At 46.9% G+C, this 18361-nt stretch carries 14 protein-coding genes; 12 read left to right on the forward strand and 2 right to left on the reverse strand.

Annotation, left to right across the window (positions count from 1 at the left end; genetic code table 11):
- Positions 1-153: 153 nt before the first annotated feature.
- From I2H87_RS13340 to I2H87_RS13350, 3 genes are read left to right on the forward strand one after another with little or no spacing between them, the layout of a single operon-like run.
- The gene (locus I2H87_RS13340; protein WP_054705417.1) at positions 154-954 is read left to right on the forward strand and encodes an FAD binding domain-containing protein; all 801 of its coding nucleotides are present in this window, start codon (positions 154-156) and stop codon (positions 952-954) included.
- A gap of 3 nt (positions 955-957) precedes the next feature.
- A complete protein-coding gene (locus I2H87_RS13345; protein WP_009267928.1) occupies positions 958-1476 on the forward strand; it encodes a (2Fe-2S)-binding protein in 519 nt (172 codons plus the stop codon).
- The gene (locus I2H87_RS13350) at positions 1473-3752 is read left to right on the forward strand and encodes a xanthine dehydrogenase family protein molybdopterin-binding subunit (RefSeq protein WP_009267927.1); all 2280 of its coding nucleotides are present in this window, start codon (positions 1473-1475) and stop codon (positions 3750-3752) included. The genes I2H87_RS13345 and I2H87_RS13350 overlap by 4 nt, the downstream gene beginning before the upstream one ends.
- A 101-nt stretch (positions 3753-3853) precedes the next feature.
- Here the strand turns inward: I2H87_RS13350 and I2H87_RS13355 are convergent, their stop codons facing one another.
- On the reverse strand, positions 3854-4342 hold the full coding sequence (locus tag I2H87_RS13355; protein ID WP_009267926.1) for an acetyltransferase: 489 nt from the start codon (positions 4340-4342) through the stop codon (positions 3854-3856).
- A 246-nt stretch (positions 4343-4588) separates the two neighbouring features.
- Between I2H87_RS13355 and pflB the strand changes: the two genes are divergently transcribed.
- A complete protein-coding gene (gene pflB, locus I2H87_RS13360; protein ID WP_009267925.1) occupies positions 4589-6841 on the forward strand; it encodes a formate C-acetyltransferase in 2253 nt (750 codons plus the stop codon).
- Between the two features lie 177 nt (positions 6842-7018).
- Entirely contained in the window at positions 7019-7765 is a 747-nt protein-coding gene (pflA, locus tag I2H87_RS13365) for a pyruvate formate-lyase-activating protein (protein ID WP_009267924.1), read from the forward strand.
- A 242-nt stretch (positions 7766-8007) separates the two neighbouring features.
- Here pflA and rd read toward each other — a convergent pair whose 3' ends face one another.
- On the reverse strand, positions 8008-8169 hold the full coding sequence (gene rd / locus I2H87_RS13370; RefSeq protein WP_009267923.1) for a rubredoxin: 162 nt from the start codon (positions 8167-8169) through the stop codon (positions 8008-8010).
- A gap of 148 nt (positions 8170-8317) precedes the next feature.
- On the opposite strand from rd, the gene I2H87_RS13375 reads away from it, so the two are divergent.
- The 7 genes from I2H87_RS13375 (at position 8318) to I2H87_RS13405 (ending at position 18051) form a co-directional block, all read left to right on the forward strand.
- Positions 8318-9811 (forward strand): FAD-dependent oxidoreductase, encoded by a 1494-nt coding sequence (locus I2H87_RS13375; RefSeq protein ID WP_195610274.1) that lies wholly within the window; start codon positions 8318-8320, stop codon positions 9809-9811.
- 164 nt (positions 9812-9975) lie between these two features.
- Complete coding sequence (locus I2H87_RS13380) at positions 9976-11151, forward strand: DUF4317 domain-containing protein (RefSeq protein WP_009267921.1); 1176 nt, start codon at positions 9976-9978, stop codon at positions 11149-11151.
- 33 nt (positions 11152-11184) lie between these two features.
- Positions 11185-12024, forward strand: a complete 840-nt coding sequence (locus tag I2H87_RS13385) for a tyrosine-protein phosphatase (RefSeq protein WP_117551674.1) — start codon at positions 11185-11187, stop codon at positions 12022-12024.
- 653 nt (positions 12025-12677) lie between these two features.
- Positions 12678-13142 carry a MarR family winged helix-turn-helix transcriptional regulator gene (locus I2H87_RS13390; protein WP_227184223.1) on the forward strand — a complete coding sequence of 155 codons (465 nt, stop codon included), beginning with the start codon at positions 12678-12680 and terminating at the stop codon, positions 13140-13142.
- Between the two features lie 92 nt (positions 13143-13234).
- Entirely contained in the window at positions 13235-15466 is a 2232-nt protein-coding gene (locus I2H87_RS13395; RefSeq protein WP_009267917.1) for an ABC transporter ATP-binding protein, read from the forward strand.
- A gap of 2 nt (positions 15467-15468) precedes the next feature.
- The gene (locus tag I2H87_RS13400) at positions 15469-17328 is read left to right on the forward strand and encodes an ABC transporter ATP-binding protein (RefSeq protein WP_330611594.1); all 1860 of its coding nucleotides are present in this window, start codon (positions 15469-15471) and stop codon (positions 17326-17328) included.
- Positions 17329-17571: 243 nt separating this feature from the next.
- On the forward strand, positions 17572-18051 hold the full coding sequence (locus I2H87_RS13405; RefSeq protein WP_009267915.1) for a pyridoxamine 5'-phosphate oxidase family protein: 480 nt from the start codon (positions 17572-17574) through the stop codon (positions 18049-18051).
- The last annotated feature ends 310 nt before the right edge of the window (positions 18052-18361 follow it).

Consider the following 18361-nt stretch of genomic DNA (forward strand, 5'->3'; position numbering starts at 1 on the left):
AAACTCCACCTCGTGGAATTTAGTCCTACAAGGTGGAATTTAACTTTACAAAGTGGAATTTACTTTTTCAATTGACCCATGATTGTCAATCCTTGTCATTTATAGTATGATACAAGTGGAAAAAAAGCTTTATATTACGAAAGGAGTATTATTTTGCTTACTATTCAGAATTATGTAAAAGCGAACACGCTGGAAGAGGCGTATGAACTGAATCAGGCACGGAACAGCCGGATTCTGGGCGGTATGATGTGGCTGCGTCTGGGGAATGCACGGATCAAAACGGCGATCGATCTGTCCGGGCTTGGGCTGGATCAGATTGAAGAGACCGATCGGGTGTTTAAGATCGGTGCGATGTGTACGCTCCGCCAGTTGGAGACGCACACGGGATTGCGGGAATTTTTCGGCGATACCATGGCAGAGTCGGTGCGTCACATTGTTGGGGTACAGTTCCGGAATCAGGCAACTGTGGGCGGAAGCATTTATGGAAGATATGGATTTTCGGATATTTTGACCTTGTTTCTGGCTTTGGACACATTTGTAGAATTGTATGACGGCGGAACGATCCGTCTGAGTGAATTTGTAAAGCGAAAAAAAGACAAGGATCTTCTGGTCTCCGTGATCATCCGAAAGTCGGATCGAAAAGTGCGGTATGAATCGATCCGGCAGACGAAGACGGATTTTCCGGTATTGACCTGTGCAGTTGTAACAGGCGTGGTCAATGGAAAGGAAACATGGTATGTTTCTGTGGGAGCGCGTCCGATGCACGCGGCACTTGTCGAAAAAGAGTGGGAAATCTCAAAAGACACAGCAGAAGATACGATCGCAGCGTACGCAAAGGAAGCGGCGGCATGTTATACATACGGAACGAATATGCGGGGAAGCGCGGCATATCGTCAACATTTGGCAGAAGTGCTGATCGCCCGTGCCATTCGTTCCATTCTTACGGAGGAGTAATAGATGGAGATACAGTTTCGTTTAAATGGGAAACAGGTGACAAAAGAGGTTGCGGCGGACGCGATCTTGCTGAATGTACTGCGTGATCTTGGCTGTACCAGTGTGAAATGTGGATGTGAAACGACGAACTGCGGTTTGTGTACGGTATGGGTGGATGAGAAGCCGAGACTTTCCTGCTCAATATTGGCAGCATCTATGGCGGGACACAGCGTGACCACATTGGAGGGGGTGCAGGAAGAAGCCGCGGAATTCGGAAGATTTCTGGCGGAAGAGGGAGCAGAACAGTGCGGATTCTGTGCGCCGGGATTTATCATGAGCGTGCTGGCGATGGTGCGTGAACTGGATAATCCGACATTGGAGGAAATGAAAGAATATCTTGCAGGAAATCTGTGCCGATGCACCGGCTATATGGGACAGCTTCGCGCGATCCGGAAGTATATGAAAGCAAAGCAGCTTCCGATCTGTAATAATATAGAAGAAGATGGAAATGCATATGTAAAAAAGGAGGGGGGACCGGTATGAGATATGTAAATCAGGCAGTGCCCAAATTGGACGCACAGGCGCTTGTGACGGGACAGGCTGTTTATACGGATGACATTGCGCCGGATGACTGTCTTATTGTAAAAGTGCTGAGAAGCCCTCATGCACATGCGCTGATCCGTGATGTCCAGTTAAGCCGGGCAAAAGCAGTGCCGGGGATCGAGGCGGTATTTACCTATAAAGACTGTCCGGATAAACGATTTACTCTGGCAGGTCAGACGTACCCGGAACCCAGTCCGTACGATCGTCTGATCCTGGATCAGCGGGTACGGTTTGTCGGAGATCCGGTTGCGATCGTGGCAGGACAGACAGAAGAAGCCGTTCAAAAAGCATTGAAACTGATCAAGGTACAATACGAAGTGTTGGAACCGGTTCTGGATTTTCATAAAGCAAAGGACAATCCGGTACTGATCCATCCGGAGGAGAACTGGGAAAGTCTGGCTCCTGTCGGTGCGGACAATCAGCGGAACCTCTGCGCCCATGAGGAATGCTATGAGGGTAATGTAGAGCAGGTGCTGGCGGAATGCGCCTATGTGGTGGATGAGACTTATCATACAAAGGCAAATCAGCAGGCGATGATGGAGACGTTCCGGGCATATTCCTACAAAGATGCTTATGGAAGATTGAATATCGTTTCGGCAACCCAGGTTCCGTTCCATGTGCGGAGGATCATGGCGACGGCGCTCAATATTCCGAAATCCAGAGTGCGTGTGATCAAACCGAGGATCGGTGGCGGATTTGGCGCTAAACAGACAGCGGTCATGGAGATGTATCCAGCATTTGTAACATGGATGACCGGAAAACCGGCAAAGATGGTCTTTACAAGAGAGGAATCCATGATCGCATCTTCACCGAGGCATGAGATGGAAGTGCGTGTCCGGATCGGGGCGGATGAAGATGGACGAATCCGCGCAATGGATGTGTATACGTTGTCCAATACCGGGGCATACGGAGAACATGGTCCGACAACCGTAGGACTGTCCGGGCATAAATCAATCCCGCTCTACGGAAAAACAGACGCGTTCCGTTTTGTATATGACGTTGTCTATACGAATGTGATGTCTGCGGGAGCGTATCGTGGTTACGGAGCGACACAGGGGATCTTCGCGGTGGAGTCGGCCGTGACGGAGCTGGCAGAAAAAATGGGTGTGGATCCGGTGGTTCTTCGCGAAAAGAATCTTGTAAAAGAGGGACAGGTCATGCCGGCATACTACGGTGAGACCGCGCAGAGCTGTGCACTGGATCGGTGTCTGGAGCGTGCGAAAGAGATGATCGGCTGGGAAGAAAAATATCCGGCACGGGATATGGGCAACGGAAAAGTACGTGGGATCGGCGTTGGAATGGCAATGCAGGGTTCCGGAATCGCTGCCTGTGACACCGCATCTGTGGCATTGAAAGTCAATGACGACGGATTTTATAGTTTGATGATCGGCGCGACGGATATGGGAACCGGCTGCGATACCGTTCTGGCACAGATGGCAGCAGAATGTCTCGAGTGTGGGATCGATGAGATCGTCGTTCACGGAGTAGATACCGATGTCTCCCCATATGATTGCGGTTCGTATGCGTCCAGTACGACGTATGTGACCGGGATGGCAGTCGTGAAGACATGTGAGACCTTGCGGGAGAAACTGCTCGAGCGCGGAGCTGCTTATCTTGGATGTGATCCGGAAGATGCGGAGTTTGACGGTGAGAAAGTGACCAATTTAAAAAACGGAGAATCGATCAGCCGCGCGGAAATCGGCAACCGGGTGATGTGCAACAACGGGGATGCCCTGAGCGCAAGCGAAGCGTTTTCTTCACCGGTCTCACCGCCGCCGTTCATGGTCGGTATTGCGGAAGTAGAAGTCGATAAACTGACAGGCGCAGTCGAACTGATCGACTATGCGGCTGTGGTAGACTGTGGAACACCGATCAATCCGAATCTTGCACGGGTACAGACTGAGGGCGGTATCGCGCAGGGAATCGGAATGGCGCTTTATGAGGACATTGTTTACAATGACAAAGGAAAAAATTACAGCAATTCCTTTATGCAGTATAAGATCCCGAGCCGGCTGGATGTAGGCACGATACGCGTCGATTTTGAGAGCAGTTACGAGCCGACAGGACCATTTGGTGCGAAGTCTATCGGAGAGATCGTGATCAATACACCGGCGCCTGCGATCGCAAATGCGGTCAGCAACGCAGTCGGCGTCCGGATCCGGGAACTTCCGATCACGGCAGAGAAAGTGTATTGGGGAATGCAGGAAAAGAAATAGTGCCGGGACATAAAAGCATTATAAAATAAAGAAGATAAAAGAAACGGGGCATAAAATCCGCAGTGAGATTTTATGCCCCATAAATTTACAACAATATCTGATTATCCAAGCTGTTTTTGATAAGCCAGCCGTTCTGTACCGTCGTCCAGATAAATAATACCGCAGTAGGTAAAACCGTTTTTATCAAGCAGATGCTGCATGATCCGGTTATCCCGGTGGGTATCGATTTTTAAATTGCCGCACTGTGTAAGCGCCCAGTTCAGGCAGAAAGAAGCGCATCCTTTGCGAGTTCCGCTGGATGCGATCCGGTGCACGACACCGTAAGGATCCTCGTTAAGCCATTGCCCCTCATAAATTTTGGCGTAGGTATCGTCTCGTCCTTTCTTATAGAAAAATACGGCGAGAAGCTGCCCGGCTTCTTCACATACATAGCTGACGCCATCCCGGATATCTTGTTCGATCAGAGATTTGGGCGGATAGGTATTGCCCCATTGGGTAGGATTGCCGTGATCCGCCATAAAGGTGCGGGCATGTTCATATAATTTTTGAAGTTCCTCAATATCAGTAAGCTCTGTCTTACGAATGTTCATTTTCATAGTCCTTTCATTTTTTACAATAAGCTCTGAACACCAGATATAGTGGTGCGCTTTTTCCTTAAGCTAGAAATATTGTACATTGGAATGGGAAAAAAGGCAATATGGAAGCTGGAATTGTATAAAATTCAATACATAAGGAGTTGTGTGTGAAACAGGCTTGTCATTCTTTTAACACAGTGCTATACTTACGGCGTAAAGAAACAAAAAGAAAAAAGGACTTGATACGAGGAGGTATTTCAAATGCCAAATTTTGAGCAATGGGAAGGCTTTGCAGGAAAAAACTGGAGAAATTCCGTAGATGTACGCGATTTCATTCAGGAGAATTACACACCATATGAAGGAGACGAATCCTTCTTGGAGGGACCGACAGAAGCAACAGACAAACTGTGGGGAAGACTGCAGGAGTTGCAGAAAGAAGAACGTGCAAAAGGCGGAGTGCTGGATATGGAGACAGAAGTTGTTTCCGGACTGACAGCATATGGTCCCGGATATATTGATGACAGCATGAAAGATCTGGAGCAGGTTGTCGGACTTCAGACAGACAAACCGCTGAAAAGAGCATTTATGCCTTACGGCGGTATCAACATGGCTGTAAAAGCTTGTACAACTTACGGTTATGAGCCGAGCGAAAGATTGAAAGAAATCTTTACAAAATACCACAAAACACATAACCAGGGTGTATTTGATATCTACACACCGGAGATGAAAAAAGCGCGTCACAACAAGATCATCACAGGACTTCCGGATACATACGGACGTGGACGTATCGTCGGCGACTACCGTCGTGTTGCTCTGTACGGAATCGATTTCCTGATCGAGAAGAAACAGTATGATTTTGAGCGTTACGCAAGACACGGCATGAAAGGAACAGATTTCCGTCTTCGTGAGGAGATCGCAGATCAGATCCGCGCACTGCAGCAGATGAAAGAAATGGCAGCTATCTATGGATATGATATTTCCAAGCCGGCAAAGGATGCAAAAGAAGCGGTACAGTGGCTGTACTTCGGATATCTGGCAGCGATCAAGACTCAGAACGGTGCGGCGATGAGTGTCGGACGTATTTCTACATTCCTTGATATTTATATCGAAAGAGATATGAAAGCCGGAAAATTGACAGAGAGTGAAGCTCAGGAACTGATCGACCATATCGTTATGAAATTCCGTATGGTTAAATTTGCTCGTGTTCCTTCTTATAATGAACTGTTCTCCGGAGACCCGGTATGGGCAACTCTTGAGATGGCAGGTCTTGGACAGGACGGACGTTCTATGGTAACAAAGAACGATTACCGTTTCCTGCATACATTGGAGAACATGGGACCGTCACCGGAGCCGAACCTGACTGTCCTGTATTCCGAAAGACTTCCGGAAAACTTCAAGAACTACGCTTCTCTGATCTCTGTAAAGACAAGTTCTGTACAGTATGAGAATGACGATGTAATGCGTCCGGTATGGGGCGATGATTACAGCATTTGCTGCTGTGTATCCGCAACACAGACCGGAAAAGAGATCCAGTTCTTCGGAGCACGTGCGAACCTGGCGAAGTGTCTGCTCTACGCGATCAACGGCGGTGTGGATGAGAAGACAAAAGTACAGGTATCCCCGGCTTACAGACCGATCACATCCGAGTATCTGGATTACGATGAAGTAATGGAAAAATATGACGAGATGATGGAATGGCTGTCCAAACTGTATGTAGACACCCTGAACATGATCCACTATATGCATGACAAATATTACTACGAAGCAGCAGAGATGGCTCTGATCGATACAGATGTAAGACGTACATTTGCAACAGGTATCGCAGGATTCTCACATGTAGTAGATTCCTTGAGTGCGATCAAATATGCAAAAGTAAAAGTGATCCGCGACGAAGACGGAATCGCAACAGATTTCGAGGTTGAGGGAGACTTCCCGAGATACGGAAACGACGACGACCGTGCAGATGATATCGCTATCTGGCTTCTGAAGACATTTATGCACAAATTGAGCAAATGCCATACATACAGAGATTCCGAGCCGACAACATCGATCCTGACGATCACATCCAACGTTGTTTACGGTAAAGCAACCGGAACACTGCCGGATGGAAGAAAAGCAGGCGAGCCGCTGTCACCGGGAGCAAACCCGTCTTACGGCGCTGAGAAAAACGGACTTCTTGCATCTCTGAACTCTGTGGCAAAACTGCCGTACGAGCTGGCGCTGGATGGTATTTCCAATACTCAGACGATCAGCCCGAGTGCGCTTGGACACGATGATGAAGAGCGTAAAGTAAATCTGACACGTGTAATGGATGGATACTTCCGTCAGGGAGCACACCACCTGAACGTGAACGTATTCGGAACAGATAAGCTGATCGATGCAATGGAGCACCCGGAGAAACCGGAATATGCAAACTTCACGATCCGTGTATCCGGATATGCCGTAAAATTCATCGATCTGACACGCGAGCAGCAGCTTGATGTAATCGCAAGAACCTGCCACGAGTCAATGTAATTTCTGAAAGAAATGTCAGTGTATACTGACAGTGTAAAAAGGGAGTTCATGGGGGAATGATCCCCTGTGGACTCCTGTTTTTATCCGAACTTATGATAGCGTCGGTACAGAAAGGGGGGATTTCCCTTTGCACACTGACGCTGGTATCAGTGTATAAGGAAAAGGAGGGATCATGGTATGACAGAACAGAAGCAGGAATTAAAGGGATATGTACATTCTCTGGAAAGTTTTGGATCTGTAGACGGTCCGGGTGTGCGCTATGTGATTTTTCTGACAGGCTGTGCGATGCGTTGCCAGTTCTGCCACAATCCGGATACATGGAATATGCGGGCTGGTACATTGTATACAGCGGAGGAACTGTTGAAACAGGCATTGCGTTACCGGACATATTGGGGAAACGAAGGCGGGATCACAGTCAGCGGAGGAGAACCGCTTCTGCAGATAGATTTCCTGATCGAATTATTTAAAAAAGCGAAAGAGCAGGGTGTTCATACGACGCTGGATACGAGCGGAAATCCGTTTACCAGAGAAGAACCGTTCTTCGGCAAAGTGCAGGAACTGATGAAATATACCGATCTTGTAATGTTGGACATCAAAGAGATCGAGGAAGACAGACATCAGCTTTTGACCGGGCATACGAATGCAAATATTCTGGAGATGGCGAGATATCTGGATGAGATTGGAAAACCGGTGTGGATCCGTCATGTGCTTGTGCCGGACCGGAGTGATTTTGACGAAGATCTGGAAAAGCTGCATGCTTTCATTGAGACGCTTGGAAATGTGGAGAAAGTCGAGGTACTTCCATACCACACGCTGGGCGCATATAAATGGAAAGAGCTGGGGATGGAATATCCGCTGGAGGGAATTGATCCGCCGACGATGGAACGGGTGGATCATGCGAAAAAAATATTGCATGCAAAGTAAATGAAATTAGAAAACAATCACCGGAAGTGCCAAAAGGCACATTCCGGGATTGGAAGCAGTCGCCAAGGTCTCGGGCAAGCCAGGACTTTGGCTCGTCGCCTATACAAAAAAGAGCGCGGCTCTCAAACTGATCGGATCCGGCGGATCGGATTTCAGTGACAGAGCGGCGCTCTTTTTCCATATAGTATAAATAAAAAGAAGCTCCCGTATGAAACGACAGCTCCTTAAGAGTATTTGTCAGATTAGTTTTCTTCTACAAATACTTCTTTTCCCATTCCGCACCATGGGCAGACCCAGTCTTCCGGCAGATCGGCAAAAGCTGTTCCCGGCTCGATTCCGTTGTCAGGATCACCGACTTCCGGATCATAAACATATCCACATGGTTCACATACATATTTGTTCATGTTAAGTACCTCCTGTTTGTTTGATTGAATACCAGTTTATTATAGAAAAAAACGGGATGATAATCAATATTTTTTTCGAAATTGTCACATCCTATACGGAAATGATGTGAATAACTCGGTAAAAATCAGCGAAAAGGAGGATAACACTATGAACGTGGAAAATGGATCTTTATGGATAAATACAGTGGGATTGCCATGTTATCCTGCATGGAACGGCGATCGGGAGGTGGATGTTGCAGTGATCGGCGGCGGTCTTGCCGGAATCCTGACGGCGCATTTTCTGGAACAGGCAGGGAGAAAATGCGTGGTTCTCGAAGCGGATCGAATCGGATCCGGGCAGACAAAGAATACGACGGCAAAAGTGACTTCCCAACATGGTCTGATCTACGGGAAACTGATGCGGACGGTCGGACGCGATATGGCACAGCAGTATGCCGATGCCAATCGGGAGGCGATCGAACGGTATCGGATCCTGATCCGGAAATATGGGATCGAATGCGAATGGGAAACTTGCGGGGCGTATTTGTATGGAACTGAAAAAGAACGGGAATTGCGGGAAGAGTACCGGGCAGCTGTGGAACTGGGGATCTCTGCGAGAATGATCGATCATCCGGAAAAGACGGAGTTACCGTTTCCGGCAAAAAAAGCGCTTCTTTTTGAACGGCAGGCGCGGTTTCATCCGTTAAAATTTTTAGAACGTATACTCGACGGACTTGAGATTTATGAGAGAACGAGAGTTTTACGGGTAGATGGGAGGACTCTGATCACGGACCGTGGAAGTATAAAGGCGAACCAGATCGTATTTGCGACCCATTATCCGTTTTTGAATATGCCGGGATATTATTTTCTTCGGATGCATCAGGAACGCAGTTATGTGATCGGGCTGGAACATGGACCGCGGATTCAAAATGTGTATCTTGGGGTAGATCCGAATGGACTGTCGCTTCGGCAGGCTGGAAATTTTTTGTTGCTTGGAGGAGGAAATCACAGAACCGGAGACGAAAAATTGGGAGACCCATACGAAGCGCTTAAGCGTGCGGCAGAGCAATATTTTCCACAGGCAAGCGTGCGGTATGCATGGTCGGCACAGGACTGTATGACGCTGGATGGTATTCCTTATATCGGAAAATTCGGGAAACAGACCGATCATTGGTTTGTGGCTACCGGATTTCAGAAATGGGGGATGACGACATCGATGGCAGCCGCAACGATCCTGACGGATCTGATGTGCGGACGAAAGAACCGTTATGCCGACGTATTTTCCCCGCAGCGGAAAACGATGCTGGCTTCTGCAAAGACATTTTCTGAGGAGGGTGCATATGCGGTAGTCAATCTGACAAAAGAACTCTTTGCGTTTCCGAAAGAAAAGCTGGAGGACATCCGTCCCGGCACAGGGGGGACCATAGAATATGAGGGGAAGAAAGTCGGAGTATATAAAACAGAAGAGGAGGATTTCTATTTTGTATCTGTAAAATGTCCGCATCTGGGATGTCAGCTCTCCTGGAATCAGGCGGAAAAAAGTTGGGATTGTCCATGCCATGGCTCACGGTATGATTACAGCGGAAAACTGCTGGACGGTCCCGCACAGACCGCCTCTGTGGCATGTAGCCTGCAAGATCCTGTCAAAGGTACAGACAGATGAGTGAGCAAAATGGGCAGTCGGAGAAATGAGCCGCGACTGTAAAAAATATTTTGTATTCAGAGGAAATTCAGTGTAGAATAAAGAAGAAGCTGCGGCGCAGGCTGTTCTGTTCGTGAAGCGACGGCATGCCGCAGTGAGGAATCTTACAGAAAGAGGGACGTGTAATGAATAAGAAAGAGGTGCTCGAGATCCGAAAGCAGTTTTCTCCGGCAAATTGTGCGATCACAAGAATCTGCGGCTGCTATGTCGATCACGAAAAAAGCAAACGTCTGCAGTCCAGGGAGGCGTTTTTGTCGCTGCCGGAGGAAGAGGCGTTCAAATATTTTGATATTTTTAAGAAGACGTTATCGGGAACGATCGGGAAGAATATGCTGAATATGGAGTTTCCGCTTGAGCAGGAGATGCCGGGAGGAACGCAGGAATTTCTTCTGAAACTGAAAAACAGCAAGCTGCAGGACGATATGCTGTTGGAAGAGTTTTACGATAAGGTGATCGAGAATTACATATATGAAGAGAATTATTATATTATTTTGATCCATGCAATGTATGATGTGCCGGGAAAATCTTCGGATGATCTGGAAATGTATGATGCGTCGGATGTCGTTTACGAATATCTGCTCTGCAGCATTTGTCCGGTCTCCCTCTCAAAAGCAGGACTTTGTTATAATGCGGAGGATAACCGGATCGAAGACCGGATCCGGGACTGGATCGTCGATATGCCGGACAAAGGCTTTCTGTTCCCGGCGTTTAATGACCGTAATACCGATCTGCACGGCGTACTTTATTATACGAAGAAATCTTCGAATCTGCAGGAAGAACTGATCGATCAGGTACTGGGCGCAAAAATGCCGATGTCGGCGGATACGCAGAAAGAAACGTTTCAGGCGCTGATCGAAGATACGCTGGGCGAGGACGGAGATTATGAGACGGTGCGGAATATCCACGATACGCTGAACGATCTGATCGAGGAACACAAAGAAGAGTCGGAACCTCTTGCATTGGACAAGACAGATATGAGAAAAATTTTTGAGAACAGCGGTGTTTCTAATGAACAGATGGAGTCGTTTGATCAGGTGTTTGAAGAAAATGCGGGAGAAAAGACGTCGCTTCTTGCCGCAAACATTGCCGAGACAAAAAAGTTCCATATCGAAACGCCGGATGTGGTGATCAAGGTTAATCCGGAGCGTTCCGATCTGATCGAGACGAGGATGATCGATGGCAGGCAATGTCTTGTGATCCCGGTAGACGATCACATTGAGATCAACGGGATCCATGTCAGAACGATGAAACGTCCGGGAAGTATCGAACGCACACAGGACACCGATCCGGCGGAAGTATAAATAAGGAAAAGAGGAATACAGGAGGCTGAGAAGATGCAGCTGAAAAACACGATCGATACAAACATGTTTCCGCAGTCGATCGGACTTGAGGAGATTGTAAATGCAAGAGAGCTGGGCGGTTATGTCGGAGCAGACGGGCGCAAAGTGAAACGAGGTGTGCTGCTTCGGACGGGCGCGCTTTCGGAAATATCGGAAGCTGACAGACGCCGGCTTCTGGAACAGTATCATTTGACGGATATTATTGATTTCAGGACCAGTTTTGAGTGTGAGGCAGCGCCGGATCCGGAGATGGACGGTGTCGTCTGTCATCCGATCCGGATTCTGGATGAACAAGGAGATCAGACGGCAGGTATGGCAGCGTCGGCATCAGGAGATGGATTTCCGTTGGAAAAGCTGGTTGAAGCAATCCGCAGCGAAAAAATCCGGATTGCAGATATGTATGTGGATATTGTGATGAATCCGGTATCGATGCGTGGATATCGTCAGTTTTTTGACTGTCTGTTGGAGCATAAAGAGGGCGCGGTCCTCTGGCACTGTTCTGCGGGAAAAGACCGGACCGGATTGGGAGCGGCATTTTTACTGGCGGTTCTGGGGGCGGAACGGCAGACGATCATGGAAGATTATCGTTTGACGAATGTGTATTTTCAGGATATTTTGAATAAAATGGAAACAAAGCTTGAAGGTCTTGGATTGACAGAAGAGGAGATGGCAGATATGCGTGCGGTTGCCGGAGGCGTTAATCCGGCTTATCTTGAAAAAGCGCTGGATGTGATCGAGGAGCGTTATGGATCTCTTGAGGGATATCTGGAAAAAGAAATCGGAATTACAGAGGAAAAACGATTCCGACTGCGGGAGATGTATCTGGAAGCATAGGATCACAATGAACTTGATACAGACATTTGAGACAGAGGAAACCGACCAAATGGTCGGAAAGCCCTCTGTCTTTTTTGATGTGTAGCGTCGGTGTACAAGGGGGAAAACGGTCGATGAAGAGCAAATCTAAGTCTCTTTGTTGTTACTTTCACTCCGCGTACGTCTCTGTACGCGTCGTTCAAGTGCCTAAAAGAGGCTTAGATTTGTCTCTTCTCGACTCACCGACCTCAACCGCAGATAATTCGGTGATTTTCAAGGCAGACGATTGAAGCGTACTGGACGTACGCTGATTGAGGATAACGCTGAAAATCACCGAAATTACGCGGTTTGAGGCGTGTTTCCCCTTGTACATCGACGCTAGGAACTCTTTTTGTATAGGCGACGAGCCAAAGTCCGGGCTTGCCCGAGACCTTGGCGACTGCTTACAATCCCGGAATGTGCCTTTTGGCACTTCCGGTGATTCCGATTTCCTGAGTTTCTTATTTTCTGAATTTTGCGAAAAAACCATTGTGATAATAATTAAATATCAAACTAAATTTTGTATATAATTATTAAAAAAGTGTGAAAAATAAAATTGAATATTGACTTTTTCTGTGCAGAAATATAGAATAATGATTAGACATCTAACTATATGGAGAAAGGGGTGAATTTATGTGGAACGAGGAGAAATGCCGGTGATGGGCATTTTGGGACAGATTTCACATTTAAGTGAATATTATGCGAAGCAAATGTTTGAACCTTATGATCTGAAGCCGGGACAGGCGGGGATCTTGGTGGTATTGAGCCTGGATGGGGAAATGTCGCAGCGTGAACTGGCAGAACGGCTGAACCTGACGCCGCCTTCGATCACAGCGGCTATCCAGAAGATGGAAAAGATGGATTATATCAAACGGACGCCGGATCCGCACGATCAGCGGGTACTTCGACTGAGTCTGACGGAAAAGAGCCGCGCTTACCTGGAGCATATCAAAGAAGTGAGCAGACAGATCGAGGAACGGATCTACAAAGGGATGAATACCGAAGAAAAACTTCTGCTCCGGCGGCTTTTGACGCAAGTAAGAGACAATCTGGTAGAGGGAAGATCTCCGGATATCTGGAAGCATCCGATCAAGTTATAAAGGGGTTCTGACAGCTGGGCATAAGAAGAATATAAGAATCAAAACAAGTATGATCAAGAAGAAAAACAATCGGAACAGAAAGGAAACGGGTTATGGGAAAATTATTTAAGTACATGGGAATGTACTGGAAATCAGTGTTGGCGATCCTTGCCATATTGTTTGTCCAGGCATACTGCGACCTGTCCCTGCCGGCATATACTTCGGATATTGTAAATGTCGGAATCCAGCAGGGCGGAGTTGACGAGACGATTCCCGAAGCAATTTCCGTGGAAGAAATGAACAAAGTGCTTTTGTTTGTTTCGGAAGAGACAGAGAAAGAAATTGTGCAGGACGCATATGAAAAGAATGGGGATCTGTATGAAAAAGAGGCGTATGTGCTGAAAGAATCTGTCCTTGAAAATGAGGAAGAGATGGAAGAACTCAGTAAGATCATGGGGCTTCCGATGATGGTGACTGCCGGTTTTGAGTCGGGCAGTGAAGAAACAAAAGAGATAGAAGAACAGATCATGGGGCAGATCCCGCAGGGAATGTTGCCGGAAGATGCGACGATTTTTGATGTATTTGCGATGATGCCGCCGGAACAGATGACGCAGATGGTGGAGGAAATTCGCACACAGATGTCGGATATGCCGGATATGATCGTGGAACAGGCTGGGATCGGATATGTGAAAACCGCATATCAGGATCTTGGGATGGATGTCGATGAGATCCAGCTGAAGTATATGTTTGTGACAGGTGGCAAGATGATCGCGCTTGCATTTCTTGGAATGATCGCCAGTGTTCTGGTCGGATTTCTGGCGTCCCGCGTCGGTGCGAAAGCCGGACGGGATCTGCGTGGAAGAGTATTCCGTAAAGTAGTCGGATTTTCCAACAATGAGCTGGATCATTTTTCAACGGCTTCGCTGATCACAAGAAGTACGAACGATATCCAGCAGATCCAGATGTTGATGGTCATGCTGCTTCGGATGGTGCTTTATGCGCCGATCCTGGCAATCGGCGGTGTATATCAGGTGTTCCAGACAAATGTATCGATGTCCTGGATCATTGGGCTGGCCGTGGTATTGATCGCGTTGGTCGTACTGCTTTTGTTTGTCGTGGCAATGCCGAAGTTCAAAATCATGCAGAAATTGGTTGACCGATTGAATCTTGTGACAAGGGAAATCCTGACAGGACTTCCGGTCATCCGTGCATTCAGTACGGAAAAACATGAGGAAAAACGGTTCGATAAGGCGAACATGGATCTGACCAAAACGAATTTGTTTGTCAATCGTGCAATGACATTTATGATGCCGGTCATGATGGTGATCATGAATGGGATTTCCGTGTTGATCGTGTGGGTAGGAGCAAACGGGATCAACGACGGACAGATGCAGGTTGGCGATATGATGGCGTTTATCCAGTACACGATGCAGATCATCATGGGATTTTTGATGCTTTGCATGATCTCGGTCATGCTGCCGAGAGCGGCGGTTGCAGCAGAACGTGTGGACGAAGTGCTTTCAAGCAAGACGATCATAAACGATCCGAAACAGCCGCTTTTGATCCCGCAGAAGGCAGACGGCGTTCTGAAATTCGACCATGTTTCGTTCCGATATCCGGGAGCCAGCGAAGATGTATTGCATGATATTTCTTTTGAGGCAAAACCGGGAGAGACAACTGCGATCATCGGAAGTACCGGAAGCGGTAAGTCCACGCTTGTCAATCTGATCCCTCGTTTTTACGATGTGACAGAGGGAAAGATCACATTGGACGGTTTGGATATCCGTGAAGTTGCACAGCATGATCTTCGGGAGAAGCTGGGATATGTTCCGCAGAAAGGCGTACTGTTCTCCGGAACGATCGCATCCAATATTATGTTCGGCAATCCGGACGGTTCGGATGAAGAGATGAAAGAGGCGGCTCAGATCGCGCAGGCAACGGAGTTTATTGAAACAAAGAGAAAGAGATACGACAGCTCGATCGCACAGGGCGGATCCAACGTATCCGGCGGACAGAAACAACGACTTTCCATTGCGCGTGCGATCGCAAAACATCCGAAACTCTTTATCTTCGACGACAGTTTTTCGGCATTGGATTTTAAGACCGATGTTGCACTGCGTCGGGCATTGAGAGAGAAAACGGCAGACAGCACCGTTTTGATCGTGGCACAGCGGATCAGCACGATTCTGCATGCGGAACAGATTCTTGTATTGGATGACGGACAGATCGTCGGAAAAGGCACGCATGAGGAATTACTTCGGAATTGTGAGGTTTATCAGCAGATTGCGGCGTCACAGCTTTCGGAAGAAGAACTGAAAGCAGGGATGCAGAAAGGAGGCGAATGAAAATGAGTGAAAAACAGGGAAGACATACCGGACACAGGCACATGGGACATGGACCGATGCACGGGATGGGAGCAGGAGAGAAAGCAAAAGATTTCAAAGGAACACTCAAAAAACTGCTCCATTATCTGAGTATGTTTAAAGTACAGATGTTCTTTGTATTTTTATTCGCGGTAGGCGGAACGGTATTCAATATCGTAGGTCCGAAAATACTCGGAAAAGCGACAACAGAGATTTTTAACGGACTGGTGAGCAAAGTGTCCGGAGGCGCCGGAATGGACTTTGAAAAGATCGGAGAAATCCTGTTGTTTACATTGGGATTATATGTGATCAGCGCGGCATTTTCCTTTATTCAGGGATATTTGATGTCCGGGATCTCCCAGAAGACGACGTATCGTCTCCGAAAAGAGATATCGGAAAAAATCAATCGGATGCCGATGAATTACTTTGATACAAAAACGCATGGCGAAGTCCTCTCTCGTGTGACGAACGATGTGGATACATTGGGACAGAGTTTGAACCAGAGTGCAACGCAGATGATCACATCGGTGACAACGCTGATCGGTGTGCTGGTGATGATGCTTTCCATCAGCCCGCTGATGACTCTTGTCGCACTGTTAATCCTGCCGGTCTCTATGGGGCTGATCTCCGGTATTATGAAACGTTCCCAGAAATATTTCCGTGGGCAGCAGGAATATTTGGGAGAAGTGAACGGACAGGTGGAGGAAGTATATTCCGGTCACAATATTGTGAAAGCATTTAATAAAGAAAAAGATGTGATCACGGAATTTGAAGAGACGAACGATAAACTGTATGATTCCGCATGGAAATCTCAGTTTTTCTCCGGTTTGATGATGCCGATCATGCAGTTTGTCGGAAACCTCGGCTATGTGGTGGTTGCAATCCTCGGCGGATATCTGGCGATCCAAAAGACGATCGAAGTCGGAGATATCCAGTCCTTTATCCAGTATGTCCGGAATTTTACACAGCCGATCCAGCAGATGGCGCAGGTAGCGAATATGCTGCAGTCTACTGCGGCGGCATCGGAGAGGGTTTTTGAATTCTTGGAGGAAGAAGAGGAAGACCAGACAGTGCCGGATCCGGTGTCGGTAGACGGTCTGCAGGGAAATGTGGAATTTGACCATGTACATTTCGGTTACAATGCGGATAAGATCATCGTCAATGATTTCTCGGCGAAGATCAAAGAGGGACAGAAGATCGCGATCGTCGGACCGACCGGAGCAGGAAAGACGACGATGATCAAACTGCTGATGCGTTTTTATGATGTCAACAGTGGGGCGATCCTGATCGACGGACACAATGTAAAAGACTTCAACCGAAGTGAATTGCGGCAGATGTTCGGAATGGTTCTGCAGGATACATGGCTGTTCCATGGAAGTATTAAAGATAACATTAAGTACGGAAAACTGGATGCGACGGATGAAGAAGTGATCGAAGCGGCAAAGGCGGCGAGGGTGCACCGGTTTGTACAGACGCTGCCGGGCGGTTATGATATGGAACTGAACGAGGAGGCAAGCAATGTTTCCCAAGGTCAGAAACAGCTTCTTACGATCGCCCGTGCGATCCTCGCAGATCCGAAGATCTTGATTTTGGATGAAGCGACAAGTTCGGTAGATACAAGAACCGAAATCCAGATCCAGAAAGCGATGGATACCCTGATGAAAGGAAGAACAAGCTTCGTGATCGCACACCGCTTGTCTACGATCCGCGATGCGGATATGATCCTTGTGATGAAAGACGGCGATATCGTCGAACAGGGAAATCATGAGGAACTCATTGCGAAAAACGGATTCTACGCAGAATTGTATAATTCACAGTTTGAGAAAGCTACAAGCTGTGCATAACATTGGAAGAGCGTTCTGGAGAAATGCTTGCATTTCGACAGAATGCTCTTTTAATGTTATATACGGCGCCAGCCGTCAATCGCCGTACGCTTGTGTGCGGCGATTGTAGCACAGCGTAGAAGCGGAAGACACATAAGCTGTTAGCGAGTAGGAAGATTTATCGGCTTTTATTTTCAGCATGTTTATCATAAAATTATTTGAAAATATAACCGGGAGTAAAGTTGCACAAGGAGGCGATCTGCAATGAGAAGAGTAGATAGGGAAGTTACTGATTTTTTGAAAATGACAGATATCATGAAAAATTGTGAGTGCTGCCGTTTAGGGTTAGTGGATAAGAATGAAGCCTATATTGTTCCAATGAATTTTGGGATTGAGATAATTGGCGAACAGGTTATTTTATATTTTCATTGTGCAAATCAGGGGAGAAAGATAGAGTTGATTTCCGGACAGACGATTACATCTTTCGAAATGGATACAAAGCATCAGTTGATAAAGGGAAAAACAGGGTGTGATTTTTCTTACCTATATCAATGCATTATGGGAAAGGGAGAATTGCAGATCGTTTCAGATAGGGATGAAAAAAATTATGGATTACAGAGGATAATGGATCATTATACAAGTGAAAAGCAGTGGGAATTTAATGAAAAGCTTTTAAAGAGAACGACAGTTTTAAAATTATTCGTTAAAACTTGGTCTTGTAAAGAACATGGAAAAGGGATTTAACAATACTAAAAAAAGACACCATTGACATGATGATATGCTCCCTTTATGAAAGACAGTGAAATATAAAAACACTGTTAATCGTAAAGGGGGCATTTTTTATGTCTAGGAGTAAAGTGACTCCAGAACAAAGAATTGGTCCTATGTCAAGAAAAAGTACAAATTAAATGTAACCAATTTTCTCTGTTCTGAGCGAAGTTTAACTTGCTATTTTTATTGCATTCTCCTCGATGTTTGAGACTATGAAGAAAAGTCTGTAAATAAGATCTTCTATGATAATGATAGGCGGAAAACTGGAATGAAATCAGCTTTT

Origin of the sequence: Mediterraneibacter glycyrrhizinilyticus (genome assembly GCF_015560805.1) — a bacterium.
GTDB lineage: Bacteria > Bacillota > Clostridia > Lachnospirales > Lachnospiraceae > Schaedlerella > Schaedlerella glycyrrhizinilytica_A.